This window comes from Methanoregula sp. (assembly GCF_049686655.1).
In the GTDB taxonomy this organism is placed as follows: Archaea; Halobacteriota; Methanomicrobia; order Methanomicrobiales; family Methanospirillaceae; genus Methanoregula.
Window position 1 is genome coordinate 25513 of sequence record NZ_JBAVIG010000021.1, and the last position, 16121, is coordinate 41633.

Sequence of the window (16121 nt, forward strand, 5' to 3'; positions counted from 1 at the left end):
GAACTGACCATGGACATGCAGGAGCTGGAGATCACGATAGACAACGAAGGACGGATACAGGTAAAAGTGACCGGGGCGCATGGTGCCGGCTGCCTGGAGATGACGAAAAAACTGGAACATGCTGCAGGAGATGTAGAAGGCCGGGAATTCCTGCCCGCGTATTACGAACAACCGGTCTCAACACAGCAGCACGAGTATATCCGCAGGACCTGAGACCGGGAAAAGAATTCCTGCATATCTGCACTCCTGCCAGGGTGGCCCGGGTGTCGTTTTAGCAGGATGCTCCTGAAGATCCTGAGGCAGGCCTGCCCGTCTGGTTTTGCAAGAGTTTCCTTTTTTTCCCATTCCTGTCAGCAATCCGCAAGCCTGCTGCAATCCGGGCAGCGGCAAGAGGAAAGGACAGGTACAGATGCACCGCAGTGCGGGAGAACGGGCTCTTTAATGGTGCCGAGGGGGACCCGTGGACAGCAAAAATGTGTCGGATATCCGGCGGGCGGCTGGAAGTTACTCCGGCTCCCTGCCAATAAAACGATATGCCCCTCCGGACACGAGGATCTCGAACCGCGCTCCTTTTCCGGGCGTCCCCGTTTCGCGGATAGTCATACCGGTGAGCGCGAGGATTTCCCGGGAAAGGAACAGGCCGAGGCCGGTATTCTTTCCATATCCCTGGGTGAAGATCCTCTCCTTTTCGTTCACCGCTATGCCAATCCCGTTATCATCCCATACGATGACAAGCCCTTCCGGATATTCCCTTGCGGATATCCGGATCGTTGTCGCATGTTCTCCATGACGGGCTGTGTTATCCAGGAGGTTGGAAAAGACCCTGGAAATGAGGGGATCGGCAAAAATCATGAGCTGTGGCAGGTCTTCTTCCAGGGCCAGTTCCGGGGGAACCTGCCATCGGGGAATTACCGCCATGATATCCAGCCACAGCGGTTCCATGCTGCCGAGGTCCTCGTAGATTTTGGTAAACTCGATGTGCACGCTGATGGCACCGGTGACTGACTCCAGCTTTTCAATAAAGCCGGTCATGACAGGATCTGCTGATTTATGCTTTGCAAGGGCGAGATACCCCAGGAGGGCGTGGACTTTGTTCCGGAGATCATGGCGCGTGATGCTGCTGAGCAGGCCAAGTTTCCGATTGGCCTCCCGCAACACCTGTTCTGTCCTCTTCTGGGTCCGCAGGTCACGGATGATCGAAAGGACTGCATGGCGGTCATCAAGGGTAACAAGGCTGTCACTCACTTCCACCGGGATCCGCGTACCGTCCTTTGTTACATGTTCTGTCTGGAACAACGCAGTACCTTCAGAAAAGAGCTGCTGCTGGATAGCAGGGCTATGTGCTGCCTGTTCCGGGACATCGATATCCGGAATGCTCATCCCGAGCAGTTCTTTCCGGGTGTACCCCAGCATCCGGCAGGCTTTGTCGTTCACTTCAATGAGCCTGCCGGGGTGTTCATTGGTAACCTCGTGGATAATGATCGCGTCTGAGGCATGCTGCAGGATGAGACGGTACCGCTTTTCGCTCTCCCGGAGGGTAGTCTCGGCCGCTTTTCTCTCGCTGATATCCCGGAACCGCACGAGGACCGACGGTTTCTCCCGGTATACGGAGGCGGAGGCGATGACCTCAACATTAACGGGAGTACCATCAAGACACCGGAACCGCTCTTCGATTGCCGGCACAACATTCTCCGGCGATTCGGCCATGGTCCTGATCCGTTGACGGACAACCGTGTCCGATACCGGATCCACGAGATCCATAACTGCTGTTCCGGTCAGGCTTTCAGGACCCGGAGCTTTCAGGAGCCTGGCAGCCGGGTCATTGGCAAAAACGACCAGCCCGTCCTGGTGGATGATCGCTGCATCGAACGACTGCTCAAGAAGCTTCCGGAACCGGACCTCGCTCTCCTGCAGCACCTGCTGGCCGGCAACCAGCAGCTCGTAGGCTGCCTGCATTTTTTCCTGCTCCTGCTTCCGGGCAGTAATATCGCGGACAAAGGCGAAGCTGAACTCCTTCGAACCTTCCATGGCGTAGGTTGTCATGATCTCGACATCGATGATGACACCGTTCTTGCAGCGGTGCCGGGTCGTGAACAGATGCGAGCCTTTAACCCGGAGGTCGGCAACAGACCGGTTCCAGACTTCCGGGGGGAAATCCGGATCCAGCTCAAAAATTTTCATGGCAATGAGTTCCTCCCGCGAGTACCCGGTAATCCGGCAGGCTGAATCGTTCACATAAAGAATATTTCCTTCGAAGTCAAGCCAGAACACCTCATCATACGCCCGTTCAACCGAGATCCTGAGGAGCCGGAGTTTTTCCTCATCCTGTTTGTTGCTGGTGATGTCCTCGTACGTACCAAGCACTCCGGTAATAGTTCCGGCTGCATCCCGCAGGGGGACTTTACTTGTCCGTAACCAGATCTGCCGGCCACCTGGTGAAGTCTGCGGCTCCTCGTAGCCGATCCTAGAGATACCGTTATCGATGACATTCCGGTCGCCGGTCTGGTACAATTCGGCCTGCTCTCTCCACGCCATCTCGAAATCCGTCTTCCCGATCAGGTCGAGGGGAGAAGAGAAGCCGGCATCACGGGCGAACGGTTCATTGCAGCCGAGGAAACGCAGGCTCGTATCCTTCCAGAACACCCGGACCGGGACCGTGTTGAGGACCTGTTGCAGCATCCGCTGGTACTCATCGGTCCGCGTATGGAGTGTGACCATCTCGTCATATTGCCCGCGGAGTTCCTCTTCCTGGACCATGATCTGCTCGTAGGCAACCCGTAGTTTATCCAGGGCACGTCTTCGCTCGGTGGCGATCATGATCTTGTGGCTGAGCTCGGTGAACTGCGCGAGCGGTTCGCCCCCTTTCTGGAGATAGAAATCGACCCCGTTGTTGATCGCGTCGATGACGACCTCCTCCCGCCCCCTCCCTGTGAAGAGGATGAAGGGAAGGTCATGGTATCGCGACCGGACTTCCTTCAAAAATGCGATCCCGTCCATCCCCTGCATCTGGTAATCAGAGAGTACCAGGTCAAAATGCCGGGAAACCATCAATGCAAGGGCGTCCTCTGCCGATGTCACGGGGGTAACCGAATACTCACCCGCCCGTTCAAGGAACTCTTTCCCGATCTCAAGGAGGTCAGGTTCGTCATCAACATAGAGAAGGGAGATCATGATGGTCCATCAGGCCGGGCTATTGTTTCTGGTCATCATGGAGTCGTATAAAGATTTGCAAATAGTATTTTTGCAATACAACCGGAAGACCGGGACAGAAATGTATGCCTGCTCATGCAGGGACTTATGGGTAAAAGGAAAATGGCAGTCCTGCATAAACCTGATGCCGGCACCATTTCCACTCAACTGCTGCCAGGAGGGTACACCGGTTCCCGACAAGGAACCGGGAGGACGCGCCGTATTTCTGCATTTCCGGGTATTCTTACCCGGCCAGTTCCCGCACTTTTGCGATATTGCCCCGGTCGTCCCGCCGTTCATCCACGGGTGTCTCGCAGACCAGCGGGAGGGCGGAAAATATCCTGTTGTGCAGTATGTGCCGGAAACCGTCTTCGCCAATGAACCCCAGGCCTATGTGCTCGTGCCGGTCAAGACCGCTGCCCCGGTCGCCTTTGGTATCGTTCAGGTGGATGACCTTAAGATTCTTCAGGCCAACCTGCTCGTCGAACTGCGCAAGCGTTTCGGAAAGGCCTTCTTCTGACCGGAGCTCGTAGCCTGCCGCGAACGCATGGCAGGTGTCAAAGCAGATACCTATCCGCTTCTTCTCTTCGATCCCGTCCATGATCCCCCGGATGTGCTCGAAACTACTGCCCACGCTGTTCTTCTCCCCCGCGGTATTTTCAAGGATCAGCTGCACGGCATTGTCCGATTCGCCGAGAGCCGTATTGATTGCCGTGATCACCCGGGCCCGTCCCCCCGCAATCCCGTCGCCGAGATGGTGGCCGAGATGGGTCACAAGGCAGGGGATCCCGAGCGTTCCGCACCGGCCGAGTTCGGCGGTCAGGGCAGAGACCGATTTCTCCCAGATTTCAGGTTTCGGCGAGGCAAGGTTCGGGAGATAGGGCATGTGGTCGACCGGGATGATGCCGGTGGTGCGGACTTTTGCCCGGAATGTTTCCGCCACTTCGGCGGGGACTAGCTGGTATCCCCATCCCCGCGGGTTGCGCGAGAACATCTGGAACACGTTGCATCCTGCATCCTTTGCCCGGTCCACCGCGAAGTCGAGGGAACCGGCAATCGAGACATGGACCCCGACTTTCACCATACCGTTCTGCGCCCCTGCTGCTGTGCCATTAATCAGGAATCTGGTGCCGGGGTATTTGGGGGTTGTGATCGGGGAGGTCTCCGCCACACGAGTACCCGCACCGGGTTCTTTTTAGGGGATAACGCCAATCCGGTACACATGAAGGTGACGTTCCTTGGCACCAACGGCTGGTACGACAGCGTGACCGGCAACACCGTCTCAGTCCTTGTGCAGTCAGAGGACTATGATATCATCTTCGACGCCGGCAATGGCATCGCGAAGGCTGACCGGTATATCACGCAGGACAAACCGGTGTTCCTCTTCCTCAGCCATATGCACATCGACCATATCACCGGCCTGCACACCCTCTGCAAGTTCCGGTTCCGCAAGGGGCTGAAGATCTTCACGCAGGCAGGGACGCTGGGGCAACTCGGGACATTTGTCAACGAGCCTTACACGGTTCCGTTCAAAGAGCTCCCGTTCAAAAATGAAGTTCGCGAACTCATTGCGGGAACGCACTACCTCCCCTTCACGGTCACCTGCCTACCGCTCATCCACCCGGCACCCTGCTTCGGGTACCGGCTGGAACTCGACGAGAAGGTGATCGCGTACTGCACGGACACCGGCGTCTGCGATAATGCCGTGACTCTCGGCTGCAACGCAGACATGCTTATAACGGAATGCGGCCTGAAACCTGGCGATGAGAGTCCCGGGTGGCCGCACCTGAACCCGGAGATGGCGATCAGGATCGCAAAAGAGGCCGGCGCCCGGCGGCTTGCGCTGACGCACTTCGGCGCGGAAGTGTACCGCACTCTTGAAGAACGCCGGGCGGTTCATGAGCGGTTTGCCGCGGAGTGTCCGGGGCTGGTTGTGGCAAACGATGACCTCACCATAACCGTTTAGCAGTATTCCTTTTTTCAGATCGGTACAGCGGACCGGAATATGATCCCCCCGTATTTCGTGATCGTCATTGGCGGGAAGAATATCTGCGTCCCGATCCTGATAGCGGCCTTCGGTGAACGCCGGCAGAGATCGAAGCTGAGTTCCGCAACCTGATCCGGCAGCTCCGCATATCCAGGATCGAAGAGCTGACGTATGCAGAGAAGAAGAACTGTGCAGGGAAACGGCATTACTTCCGGTTCGGGGAGTTCGGGCTCGCAGCAATAATGACCGGTCTGTTTCCGGGCCGTCTTCGCAGCTGGCCGGGCAGGTGCTCGCGCAGGACATGGACCCAGCAACCGCTCAGGAGATCGCAGGGATTATCACCGGGATAGCGGTGTGACACGATCACCACATAGTATTTCCCGGAGAAGATTTTAAAAACAAAAAAATTATTTGTTCAGTTTTTTCAGGACCCACGCCATGTTGGCGCCTAGCGTCTTCATCGTGCTGATCCCTTCTTCATCGTCATTCACCTCACCGGCTTCGCGGCCGATGCCGACATTCCAGTAGGAAGAACCGGGCACCACCATCTGGCTGATGAAGAAGAAATGGTTCATGGTATCGAACGCGTGGATCGCACCGCCCCTGCGGACTGCCACCACCGCCGCCCCCACCTTGCGCCGGAACATGTCGTCGTTTGCCTTTGCCACATAGCCGGACCGGTCGATCAGCGCCTTCATCTCGGTCGAGACGTCAGCAAAATACGTGGGGGATGCAAGGATGATCCCGTCCGCGTCCGCCATCTTCTCGATACAGTCGTTCGCAATGTCGCCTTTGACCGCGCACCGCCCATCCTTCTTCTCAAAACATTTCCCGCACGCTATACAGCCGTGGATCTTTTTTCCCGCGAGCTGGACAAGCTCCGTCTTGATCCCTTCCTTTTGCAGTTCCTTAAAGACCGCGCTGACAAGGATCGCGGTATTCCCATCCTTCCGGGCACTGCCATTGAATGCAACAACCTTCATGCTACTCTCCTGTACTAACCCTGTCTCGCGTCCCGGTATAAAAAACACGGGGAGGTTCCGGCCCCCATAGTGAACATTTCCTGTACAGTCCCAGTACTTCACTAATTTCAGATTGGATCAATAACCCCAAATTTTCCTGCCCATCCCCAATCCGGATTCTGGTCCATAATGGCCTCCGGGAACCCGATCGGGTACCAGATGATACAAAGTCCGACCAAAAAAACACCCCTTCCAGAACACCGCTAAAGGGGAAATATAACGCCCCGCAATTTGACCGGTTTTTTATTTTCGCCACAAATCGCGGAGATAATTTCCGTGGTGGACAAAATTGTTCCATTTTTGTGTTCACCACCGGATCCTGAGGGAAAAATAAGCCCGTTTAGGCCCCGGATTGAGGGGCGAGACCGTATGTCTGAGGGCAGGGCGTTTTTATCCCATAAAGAGTGAAATAATTTAGAGAAGTGCTGAGTCCAGTACATTGTATCGTGCGCCATCTTATGAGCTCATGCGCCAAATGGTGTTGCGATATGAATACGCGTATACAGTTTTCCGATTTTGCGCTCTCGCGCGAGATCGGGAAAGCAATAGAAGATATGGGCTTTGAAGAGCCCTCGCCTATCCAGGCACTCGCCATCCCTCTCATCCAGGCCGGTCGTGACGTGACTGCCCAGGCGCAGACCGGCACCGGCAAAACCGCAGCGTTCGGTATTCCCGTCATTGAGAAGATCGATCCGACCCGCCGGGTTGTGCAGGCCATCGTGCTCTGCCCTACCCGTGAACTGGCGATCCAGATAGCAGAGGAGTTCTCCAACCTCCTTGCCCACCTCCCCCGCATCACGGTTCTGCCAATTTACGGCGGCCAGCCGATCGAACGCCAGCTGCGGGCCCTGCAGTCCGGTGTCCACATCGTGATCGGCACACCCGGTCGTGTGATGGACCACCTTAACCGCCGCACGCTCAGGCTCGACGAGGTAACAACGGTCGTCCTTGACGAAGCCGACCAGATGCTCGACATGGGATTCCGGGACGACATCGAACTGATCCTCCGGAAGGTCCCGCAGAAACGCCAGACCCTCATGTTCTCGGCCACCATGCCAAAACCGATCCTGGAGATCTCCCAGAAGTTCCAGACAAAGCCGGAGTTTGTCCGGGTCGAGTATGCAGAGCTGACCGTGCCGCAGACCGAACAGTCTTATATCGAGGTACGGGAACGCGACAAGCTGGACACACTCTGCCGGCTCATCGATATGGCTGACCCGAACCTTACGATCATCTTCTGCAACACCAAGCGGCGCGCAGAGGAGCTCTCCGGTAAGGTCAGGGCCCGGGGATACCGGGCAGACGAATTGCACGGCGACATGAAGCAGTCCCAGCGGGACCGGGTCATGGGCGGGTTCCGCAAGGGCACCATCGAGATCCTGATCGCAACCGATGTGGCTGCACGGGGTATAGATGTCGACGATGTGGACATGGTGATCAATTTCGATGTACCGCAGGATGTGGAATATTACATTCACCGCATCGGCCGGACCGGCAGGGCGGGCAAGAGCGGTAAGGCGATCACCTTTGTTACCCCCAAGGACTTCACCAAGCTCCGGGAGATCATGCACTATGCCAAGGTACAGATCCCCCGTATGCCGGTGCCGTCAGAGAGCGATGTTGCCCAGTCGAAGACCCGTGTGGTCTTTGAGCAGGTGCGCGAGACGATTCAGGCTGGCGGCCTTGAGCAGTTTGTGCGGATCATCGAGACCGAGGCCGAGGGCGATATCAGCACCGTCGATATTGCCGCTGCGCTCCTCAAGCTGCAGATGGAAATGGGGACCGAGCTGACCGCAGAGAAACCCTCCGGGGAAGTCGATTTTGGCGAAACCGGTGCAGAGCACGGCATGGTCAGGTTCTTCCTCGGTGTCGGGAGAATGCACAAGGTCGCCCCAAAGGACATTGTCGGGGCGATTGCCGGGGAGACCGGGATTCCCGGGAAAGCGATCGGCGCGATCCGTATTCTTGATTCCTACTCATTTGTCGAGGTGCCAAAAGAGAATGCCGCGGAAGTCTATAACATCATGAAGGACCGGACGATCCGCAACCAGCCCACCGGGATCGAGCCCGCGTCGGGAAAACGGGCGTAATTTTTTTCTGCCACTCGCAGGAATATTTGTACAGGAATAATTTTATCAGATTTTTTTAGAGAGGAGGGACAGTACCTGTCCCCCCTCACCGCCCCTGCGCATTATGATGCCTGAGGGAATTACCTGTCCGGGAGGTATCGCATTCCAGGGTTGCCACAGCGGAGGGAACTGCCAGAGGCAGTGGGAATATTTTCTTCGGGATAACCAATAGTCCACATATTTTTTTTCAACGATTGCACTCCCATCCCCACTGCCTGCCTGTGGGGGTAGTTCAGAGAGAGGGGACGAGAGTGAAAGCGGACTCCTTCCGGAAAAGAGATGAGGATCCGGCAATAATGACGTGGGCCTCTGGGGGAAATATGTTCCCAGACCCTGGCTTACAGAGAATAATGAGGGAATTATGTCAAGGACAGATGTGGATTTAAAGAACGCTACTTCCTGGCCACATATAGAAAAATTATGCTCTGTAGAAATCCTCTTTTTCATAATGATGATCATCCCCCTTGCGCCAGACCTGCCCCAAATGGGGGCGGGGGCGCGTGTGATGCCTCGGTATTACCTGTAAAAATTCTCTGAATTTTTGTGCACTGGTAATACAGCACAATCGCATTTGGAGCGCCCCAGCGGCGGGGCGAAGCCCCTAGAGCGTCAAATAACTCAAACGATTTCTACAGAGCAAAAAATTAAGAAATTTGCCCTTTCACCTCAGCACAAAACATCACGAACTCTACAAAACCTGCCATAATGGAGTAAATTATTGCATTAAGCAGGAGGTATTGTTGGAGTCCCAATCCACAATAAAAAAAAGAGTGACAGGAGTATGAAAATAAAAAATATTTTTTGACGAAATTACAAACAAAAGTGAGTTACTAAAAAAAGATATGCCCCGTATCACAGCCGCTTAATCGTGATGTTCTGTTCAGCATTGCGCTCGTTGAGGCCGTGCGCGATCCGCATCAGGCCGAAGATCACGAGATAGAGGCCGGTGAGGAACGTCAGCATCCCAATAACGGCCACGGTTCGGATGAGGATCACCGTGCCGAGAAGGATTGCAACAAATCCCATGGACCCGATGACCAGCCGAACCATGAGGTCTTCGAGGATGATATAGCTGACAAACGCCTCGATGATCCCAAAGATGACGAGGAACAACCCCAGCGCGATGCCGGTCGCGAGGACAAGACGCAGGGGGGCGGAAATCACAAAAAGACCAAAGAGGATACCAAGGACCCCGAGGATGAGTATTCCCCACCGGGACATGCCTTCACGGTCGATGAACAGGCTCTCGGCAACGATAATTGCAGCAAGCAGAATGATGGCAATGCCGGTGAATATAGTGAACATGCCGGTGTCAAATCCCGGCAAAAAGAGCAGGATCATCCCGATCAGGAACGTGAGAATGCCTAAGAAGATCATGGATTTCCACCGGAGCGGATGAGGTTCATGCATGGTAAAACGTCGACACCCCGCCTGATAACTATTTCGACCCACTCACTTCATGGAAAAATGTATGCGCATTTTCCGGATTACGTGCAGGAAAACCGGGCCACATTCCCTTACTTGACAATACCCTCAAATACCCTCCCGTGAAAACATGCGGTATGAATAAGATGACTATTGTATTCACGCTGATGCTGTGCATGGTCCTCGCACTTGTGGCAGGGTGCGCCCAGCCGACAGCGCCGGCAGCCGCAACACCGGCACCGACCACCATCCAGACTACAGAAACAACTGCACCCCCGACAAGTGTGCCCACCACCCTCGCATCCACCACACCCGGACCTACCGATACGCTCTCAGAGATCTGGAGCATTCAGGTCCAGGTGCAGAGCAACGGGGAAGCGATCGACCCGGAGATCACTACCTCCCTCCGCGGAGGTAAGGGCATGAATGTAATTCCCGAGATCGATGTACAGGTTACGCGGTCCGACGGGGTCGTTGAGAGTGATAAGATGGTCCAGCCACTCTTTGTAGGAAAGAATATCGTTCTTGCCGGAACGACACAGAATAGCGACAGGGCAGAAGTCTGGGCGATTACCCCCAACGGAGACAGAGTAAAGATCTATGATGGCTACGTACCGTTCCGGTCGTACAATTAATTTTTTTCCAGACGTGTTTTTACCAGGGTTCGGACAGGTCGTCCGGTCTCGCCACGTTCCTTTACCCGGGCATGTTCATGAACGTCCGTCTCCAAAAAATATATACTGTGAGAAACCCGGTTCCCACCATCCGGAGATCAGGTTGCAATCTGCAAAATGCCCGGGAGATGCAGGAAGATTCTTTTAAAAGCCTGGAGGGAAAGAGATGGGATGTCTGCATGCGGGTGAATCCCGCTGGGTAGTCATAACAGATCCGGTGCATGGATCAGATCTGGAGGAATATGGCATTGTTCTGGAAAGGGTACAGAAAGACCGCCGGTCCCTGGTAGGGAATAATTACTACTTTATCCGGGTCCGTGGTTCAAACCCGTACCTGTGCAGAATTCCTGCGTCCCCGCAACTATGCCCCCCGGAAGAAACCCTGGATCACGAACAGCATGGGATATCCGGTCATGAACTGGAGGAGGCAATCAGGAACCTGATGGGCGATCTCTGCCCGGATGGCTGTTACCAGATCTCAGGACATATAGAACACAAAATCCGTGTCCTGCTGGAATTTGAATAACGTGAGTCGCGGTAGTCTGACGGTCCGTGTGCAGCCTGGAACAACAACATCCATTGTTTTTTCCCATCTGATGTTAAATAAAAAAGGAGAAGATCCCGGGAACGTTCCGGGATCAGGAAGCGGGATAATAACCCGGTGAAACATCCATGGGAACAGCACTGCTCACCGATCTCTACGAACTGACGATGGCGCAGAGCTATCTCGGGCATGGCAAAACCGGCACTGCGGTCTTTTCCATCTTTTGCCGGTCTCTACCGGGCGAGAGGAATTTCCTCGTCGCATGCGGCCTTGAAACACTCATCCGGAAGCTCGGGGAGTTCCGGTTTACCGATGCGGACATTGCGTATCTCGACAGTCTTGGCATATTCAGCAGTGATTTTCTTTCGTATCTCCGCAGGTACCGGTTCACCGGGAACCTCTATGCGGTTCCGGAAGGCACGATTGTCTTCCAGAACGAACCCCTTGTCCAGATCGAAGGCCCTCTCCCCGATATCCAGATGCTTGAGACGCTGGCGCTCAACTGCATCCATTTCGAAACCCTCTCTGCATCCAAGGCCGCGAGGATCACCGGGGTCAGCCGGGGGAAAAGTATCGTCGATTTCGGCTTCCGTCGCTCCCATATGCCGGAGGCCGGGATTGCAGCGGCCCGGGCAGCATATATTACCGGGTTTTCCGGGACCTCGAACCTTGAAGCCGGCCGTTTGTACGGTATCCCGGTAATCGGGACGATGGCGCACTCCTATATCATGCTGTTTGCCGATGAAGAGACCGCCTTCAGGGCATACTCTGCATCCTTCCCGGACCGTGGACTCTTCCTGATCGATACCTATGATGCACGTACCTGCACGGACACGATCATACGGCTTGCGAAGGAGGGTATTCCGGTTATGGGAGTCAGGATCGACAGCGGGGACATCCCGGAACAGGCTTTCACGATCCGAAAACGCCTTGACGCGACCGGCCTGTCCCGGATCAGGATCTTCGTCAGCAACGGTGTTGACGAGTACTCTATTGACAAGTGGCTGGCAGCAGGTGTTCCCATAGATTCATTCGGTGTAGGAACGCATTTCATCACATCATCGGATGCACCATTCCTCGATATGATCTACAAACTCGTAGAGTACGAGGGTGAGCCCAGGTCCAAGAGCAGCCCGGGCAAGGCCACATTCCCGTACCGCCGGCAGATCCAGCGGCATTATGCTGGCGGCATCATGGAGCACGACGAGGTTGTAATTGCCAGCGGTGACGGGGGGCAGGGCCTGGTAAGGGTATATCTCAGGAAGGGAAAATCTGTCGAACCTCTGCCGGCACTGGCAGGGATCCGGGCAACATACGAGAGCGGGATCGCACAACTTCCTGACCGCCTGAAAACCCTGGCAAAAGGAGAATATCCTGTGATCGTGCACCAGAAACGTGACCTGGAGACGGGGATGCCATGATGAATGACAATGTGCCCGGCCTTTGCCGGACAAAAAAACAATACCCTGCCCTGCCAAATCTCCCTATAACCAATATGGTGTGATCACCATTTCCCTTGTCCCGATTCCCTTCCGCATCGATGCTCTCACCCGGGAGCGCAACAGTCTCTATGAGTACCCCGTTGACCGTCTTGCCGCAATCATCCGGGAGATTGGGTTTACATGCACCTGCTGTGCAAAATGCTGCACACGCGACTTCAACGGCCATGTCTTCCTGCTTGATCGCGATGTGGCAACAGTCAGGTCGATCGATCCAAAGGCCCTGGAGCCGGCCCCGGACCCGGAGTTCTGCGACCAGAACGGGACATTTTATGTCTCCGGGTATGCCCTCAAAGCAAAGGCGGACGAACCCGGTACCTGCTGGTTCCTCGAAAACGGCCGGTGCCGGATCTATGATCGCAGGTTTGCCATCTGCCGCATCTACCCATATATGCTCCACCGCGAGCCCGACGAAACCGGTGTCGTTGACTGGCGGCAGTTTGCAGGGATTGACCTGCATGGGGACTACGGCAGGGAGCTCCCTGAGGAAGAGACCCTGGCTATGGCACGGGAGACCAAAGAGTACGAGAATGCGTTCCTGACCCAGGAGATCAACTTTCTCGAATGTATCCAGGATCACTTTGCCCGGCACAAGCTCAGGCACGTGCAGAAGATCTACGATGACCGGATGCGGGCCTTTGCAAAAGGCGGGGTGATCCGGGTAATGGTCTATTACGATGACCGGTTCGAAGAGCACACTATCCGCAGTGACTGAAAAACACCACAGGGAGGACCCGGTTGTTCCCCGAACAGTACCTTGAAGAGCCGGGGTACCAATCACTCTGCTGATACCAATGGTACAGTCACCCGATGATCCCCTCATGGGAAAGAAAGCGCCACCGTTCTGCCTGCCGGATGCAGATGAGTCTCAGGTATGTCTTGGTACATTCCAGGGAAAATGGATAGTGCTGTATTTTTACCCGAAGGACAATACCCCCGGCTGCACCGTGGAAGCGATGCAGTTCAATGCCGCGCTTGAGAAGTTTGCAGAGATTGGGGCGCAGGTCATAGGGATCAGTGCGGACTCTCCTGCGAGCCACCAGAAATTTGCCGAGAGACACAGTCTCTCCATCCTGCTCCTTTCCGATACCGGACATACGGTGCTGGACGCGTATGGCTCCTGGAAACCAAAGACCCTTTTCGGTAAGGAGTTTCTCGGGACGCAGAGGGATACGTTCCTGATCGATCCTGAAGGGATCATCGTTGCGGTCTGGCGAAAGGTCAGCCCGAAAGGGCACGCGGAGGAAGTCAAAACGGTGTTACTTGCAAAAAAGCAGGACGTCTCCTGAAGATCCTGCAAAGGGCAACGGGTTTATTCACCCGGTTCATCCCTTCCCGGCCGGTCCCAGAAACCGGTCAGTACCCGCCAGATCTTTTCCCGCAACAGATCGATCTGCCCATATGCCGGCTCACGTGACGGATCCGGATTCACCCCCGGTTCATACAGGGACCGGTTTATCTCGATCTGGATCCAGGGAATACCTTTGCGCCAGTAATGCGCATTGATGATGAAACCACCGGAGAACGGGTTGTTGATCGCGACCGCACCTCCAGGGAATTCCGGAGAGAATTCCCTGCGGAATTCCTGGGCAAGCTCCTGTATCCAGGGTCCGGGGCAGGTAATGATACCCCCATTCACTGCCAGGCCCCGGTTGTCACCGTTGTTTCCAAGACAGATCAGGGGTCTTTTTTTACCTGCGTCCTTCTGTTCAGCTGATCCGAACGGCAGCATCGTGTGGCAGTCGAACGCGATTTTAATCCTGTTCCTGTCGATCAGCTCATCGATCTGCTGGTGATAGGGAAAATACCATTCCATCATGAGACGGTGGATCAGGTGTATGTCAGGGAAAAGGCCTGCACGGTAGACCGGTTTGCCATCGATAGTGCGCACTTTGATGATACCATCGGGATCATGGGGGGGGAGGGGTAACGGGGGCCGGTTGAGATCCACGACCATGCGTGAAACGGGTGTATCGATCACCGCCCCGGCCGCATTGCCAAAATTGTACAGTGTCTGCGTGACAGGATCACTATAGTAGGCGACTTCCTGCCGGTTCAGAGCAAACCGGTCTGTCACTTCCGGGGGAATCTCCGTACCGCCATGCGGAATGGAGATGAAGAACGGATACTGCATTGTTATCCTGACTGAAGATGGGAGGGGTGGTTTAGTTAATCTTTGGATAAGGCACAGTATCTGGAGTTATCCAAAAGAAATAAACGCACTTTGCGGCAGGATCTCTCGCGTGAAAACGGCCTGCTCTTTTTTCATTTCCCACCTGACCGGTCCCCGGACCGGTTCACCGGCACAGGTAATCTTTCGTATGCGATGACAGGGGGATTCATTTAGTAGTTTCGCCGGCGCCAATCTCAAAATAATACGATTCGATGAGACGGATTTCCCTGCCGTTCACGCAATGAGCGGTCGCCTGGTGCCCCCGATCGGCATAACATACGATAACCTCATAAAAAGGCATACCGTGGATCATGCCAGTATTGCAAGAGCAGTTCGTGCTTGAGCATCGGGCATCAGGTACTTTCGGTGGCATTGTATTCCTGGGCACAATCATATTTCCCTCATTGTACCTGGTTTTGGATGAACCGGGGGAAACCTGTATTTCCTTTTGAACCGGCAAGACCGGGAATGCTATTAAAAAGTATTATTTCGGGTTTGTGGCGTTTGTGCAGGTTTCTCCAGTGGAAAGGAAGGGGTATAAAAGTATTATTAATTTGCCGGATTGACGGGATACGCCAGATTCTACTATAAAATTTCGAAACCCTCCCAGAATATGCGATTTTTTTTACAGAGTATTTTATAGAAGATGTAATAAGTATCCGGATTTGGATGTGTTATTCTGCAGGCCCCGGGAGGTATCATAAGACGATCATCCGTTTCCGTCAGGTACTCCTTGTTTTTGTTAAAAAAAATAGTCAATCCTACTCTGTAATGGCATGGATAAACGTATGATGATACATATACCCATGCAACCGAATACCATTGCCAATAAACTCCCGGTAGGTTTATTGAAATCGCACCTGAACGCCAGATTTCTGATGATCATGATCAATCCGGTAATAACATTCCCTGTGCCCAACACTTCATGAACCCTGGCAAATACTGCCGGCTTACTGATGTGCTGATATACCTGATGAGTGAGAAACTCCCGTCAATCCGGATCAGAAATCAACAAGGGATAGTGCTTCCAGACAAAAGAGAATGAAGGGGTCAGGTTCTTTTCATGCTTCATGAGTATCATGAGGGAGTTTCCGAAAGTAACATCCGACATAATAATTGATAGTACGACACACAAGATTACTGAAAGAAATACTTCTCATGGAAAGCTGGATTGAGGATCTCTTCTAGGGATCAACAGCGCCTCACATCAACTATGCGCAGGTTACATAGAGCCGCTTCCGGAAATACCTGATACCGGACCACTGATACAAATGCAGAAACCAGAATCACCAGGTGGCACAGATCCCGGATGTGCTGAACATGATACAGTCAGCCAGGAACAGGGGCCTGCAGATATCTGCCGGAACCCGCCCGAGGTACTGACCGGGACCGAAAAGGGAATCGTCCTCCTGATCGCAGTCCTCGCAGGGTTTTTGACCCCGTTTGACGGTGCAGCAGTAAACATTGCGCTACCGTCGA

Annotated in this window: 16 protein-coding genes and 1 pseudogene; 9 read left to right on the forward strand and 8 right to left on the reverse strand. The window is 54.4% G+C overall.

Going from position 1 to position 16121, the window contains the following annotated elements:
- The first annotated feature begins 9 nt into the window (after nucleotides 1-9).
- On the forward strand, nucleotides 10-213 hold the full coding sequence (locus WBL42_RS02835; RefSeq protein WP_424719753.1) for a DUF2997 domain-containing protein: 204 nt from the start codon (nucleotides 10-12) through the stop codon (nucleotides 211-213).
- A 291-nt stretch (nucleotides 214-504) separates the two neighbouring features.
- Here WBL42_RS02835 and WBL42_RS02840 read toward each other — a convergent pair whose 3' ends face one another.
- Nucleotides 505-3171 (reverse strand): PAS domain S-box protein, encoded by a 2667-nt coding sequence (locus tag WBL42_RS02840; protein ID WP_424719754.1) that lies wholly within the window; start codon nucleotides 3169-3171, stop codon nucleotides 505-507.
- 262 nt (nucleotides 3172-3433) lie between these two features.
- A complete protein-coding gene (locus WBL42_RS02845) occupies nucleotides 3434-4273 on the reverse strand; it encodes a deoxyribonuclease IV (protein ID WP_424719768.1) in 840 nt (279 codons plus the stop codon).
- A 138-nt stretch (nucleotides 4274-4411) separates the two neighbouring features.
- Between WBL42_RS02845 and WBL42_RS02850 the strand changes: the two genes are divergently transcribed.
- Nucleotides 4412-5155, forward strand: a complete 744-nt coding sequence (locus WBL42_RS02850) for an MBL fold metallo-hydrolase (RefSeq protein WP_424719755.1) — start codon at nucleotides 4412-4414, stop codon at nucleotides 5153-5155.
- A gap of 14 nt (nucleotides 5156-5169) precedes the next feature.
- On the opposite strand, the gene WBL42_RS02855 is transcribed toward WBL42_RS02850, so the two are convergent.
- From WBL42_RS02855 to WBL42_RS02865, 3 genes are read right to left on the reverse strand one after another with little or no spacing between them, the layout of a single operon-like run.
- Nucleotides 5170-5382 (reverse strand): hypothetical protein, encoded by a 213-nt coding sequence (locus WBL42_RS02855; RefSeq protein WP_424719756.1) that lies wholly within the window; start codon nucleotides 5380-5382, stop codon nucleotides 5170-5172.
- A complete protein-coding gene (locus WBL42_RS02860; protein WP_424719757.1) occupies nucleotides 5382-5546 on the reverse strand; it encodes a hypothetical protein in 165 nt (54 codons plus the stop codon). Before WBL42_RS02860 ends, WBL42_RS02855 begins: the two co-directional genes overlap by 1 nt.
- Nucleotides 5547-5583: 37 nt before the next feature.
- Nucleotides 5584-6159, reverse strand: a complete 576-nt coding sequence (locus WBL42_RS02865; protein WP_424719758.1) for a flavodoxin family protein — start codon at nucleotides 6157-6159, stop codon at nucleotides 5584-5586.
- A gap of 527 nt (nucleotides 6160-6686) precedes the next feature.
- On the opposite strand from WBL42_RS02865, the gene WBL42_RS02870 reads away from it, so the two are divergent.
- Nucleotides 6687-8288 carry a DEAD/DEAH box helicase gene (locus tag WBL42_RS02870; protein ID WP_424719759.1) on the forward strand — a complete coding sequence of 534 codons (1602 nt, stop codon included), beginning with the start codon at nucleotides 6687-6689 and terminating at the stop codon, nucleotides 8286-8288.
- 45 nt (nucleotides 8289-8333) lie between these two features.
- Here WBL42_RS02870 and WBL42_RS02875 read toward each other — a convergent pair whose 3' ends face one another.
- The gene (locus tag WBL42_RS02875; RefSeq protein WP_424719760.1) at nucleotides 8334-8786 is read right to left on the reverse strand and encodes a hypothetical protein; all 453 of its coding nucleotides are present in this window, start codon (nucleotides 8784-8786) and stop codon (nucleotides 8334-8336) included.
- Nucleotides 8787-9179: 393 nt separating this feature from the next.
- Entirely contained in the window at nucleotides 9180-9737 is a 558-nt protein-coding gene (locus WBL42_RS02880) for a DUF308 domain-containing protein (RefSeq protein ID WP_424719761.1), read from the reverse strand.
- A gap of 152 nt (nucleotides 9738-9889) precedes the next feature.
- Here WBL42_RS02880 and WBL42_RS02885 point away from each other — a divergent pair, with 152 nt between their 5' ends.
- From WBL42_RS02885 to WBL42_RS02905, 5 genes are all read left to right on the forward strand, one after another.
- On the forward strand, nucleotides 9890-10387 hold the full coding sequence (locus tag WBL42_RS02885; RefSeq protein WP_424719762.1) for a hypothetical protein: 498 nt from the start codon (nucleotides 9890-9892) through the stop codon (nucleotides 10385-10387).
- A gap of 205 nt (nucleotides 10388-10592) precedes the next feature.
- Nucleotides 10593-10952, forward strand: a complete 360-nt coding sequence (locus tag WBL42_RS02890) for a hypothetical protein (protein ID WP_424719763.1) — start codon at nucleotides 10593-10595, stop codon at nucleotides 10950-10952.
- Nucleotides 10953-11098: 146 nt separating this feature from the next.
- Nucleotides 11099-12391, forward strand: a complete 1293-nt coding sequence (locus tag WBL42_RS02895) for a nicotinate phosphoribosyltransferase (RefSeq protein WP_424719764.1) — start codon at nucleotides 11099-11101, stop codon at nucleotides 12389-12391.
- 79 nt (nucleotides 12392-12470) lie between these two features.
- A complete protein-coding gene (locus WBL42_RS02900) occupies nucleotides 12471-13184 on the forward strand; it encodes a YkgJ family cysteine cluster protein (protein WP_424719765.1) in 714 nt (237 codons plus the stop codon).
- Between the two features lie 79 nt (nucleotides 13185-13263).
- Nucleotides 13264-13758, forward strand: a complete 495-nt coding sequence (locus WBL42_RS02905; protein ID WP_424719766.1) for a peroxiredoxin — start codon at nucleotides 13264-13266, stop codon at nucleotides 13756-13758.
- Between the two features lie 23 nt (nucleotides 13759-13781).
- Here the strand turns inward: WBL42_RS02905 and WBL42_RS02910 are convergent, their stop codons facing one another.
- Nucleotides 13782-14603 (reverse strand): N-formylglutamate amidohydrolase, encoded by an 822-nt coding sequence (locus tag WBL42_RS02910; RefSeq protein WP_424719767.1) that lies wholly within the window; start codon nucleotides 14601-14603, stop codon nucleotides 13782-13784.
- Between the two features lie 1310 nt (nucleotides 14604-15913).
- Here WBL42_RS02910 and WBL42_RS02915 point away from each other — a divergent pair.
- Nucleotides 15914-16121, forward strand: a pseudogene (locus WBL42_RS02915) (hypothetical protein); the annotation flags it as partial.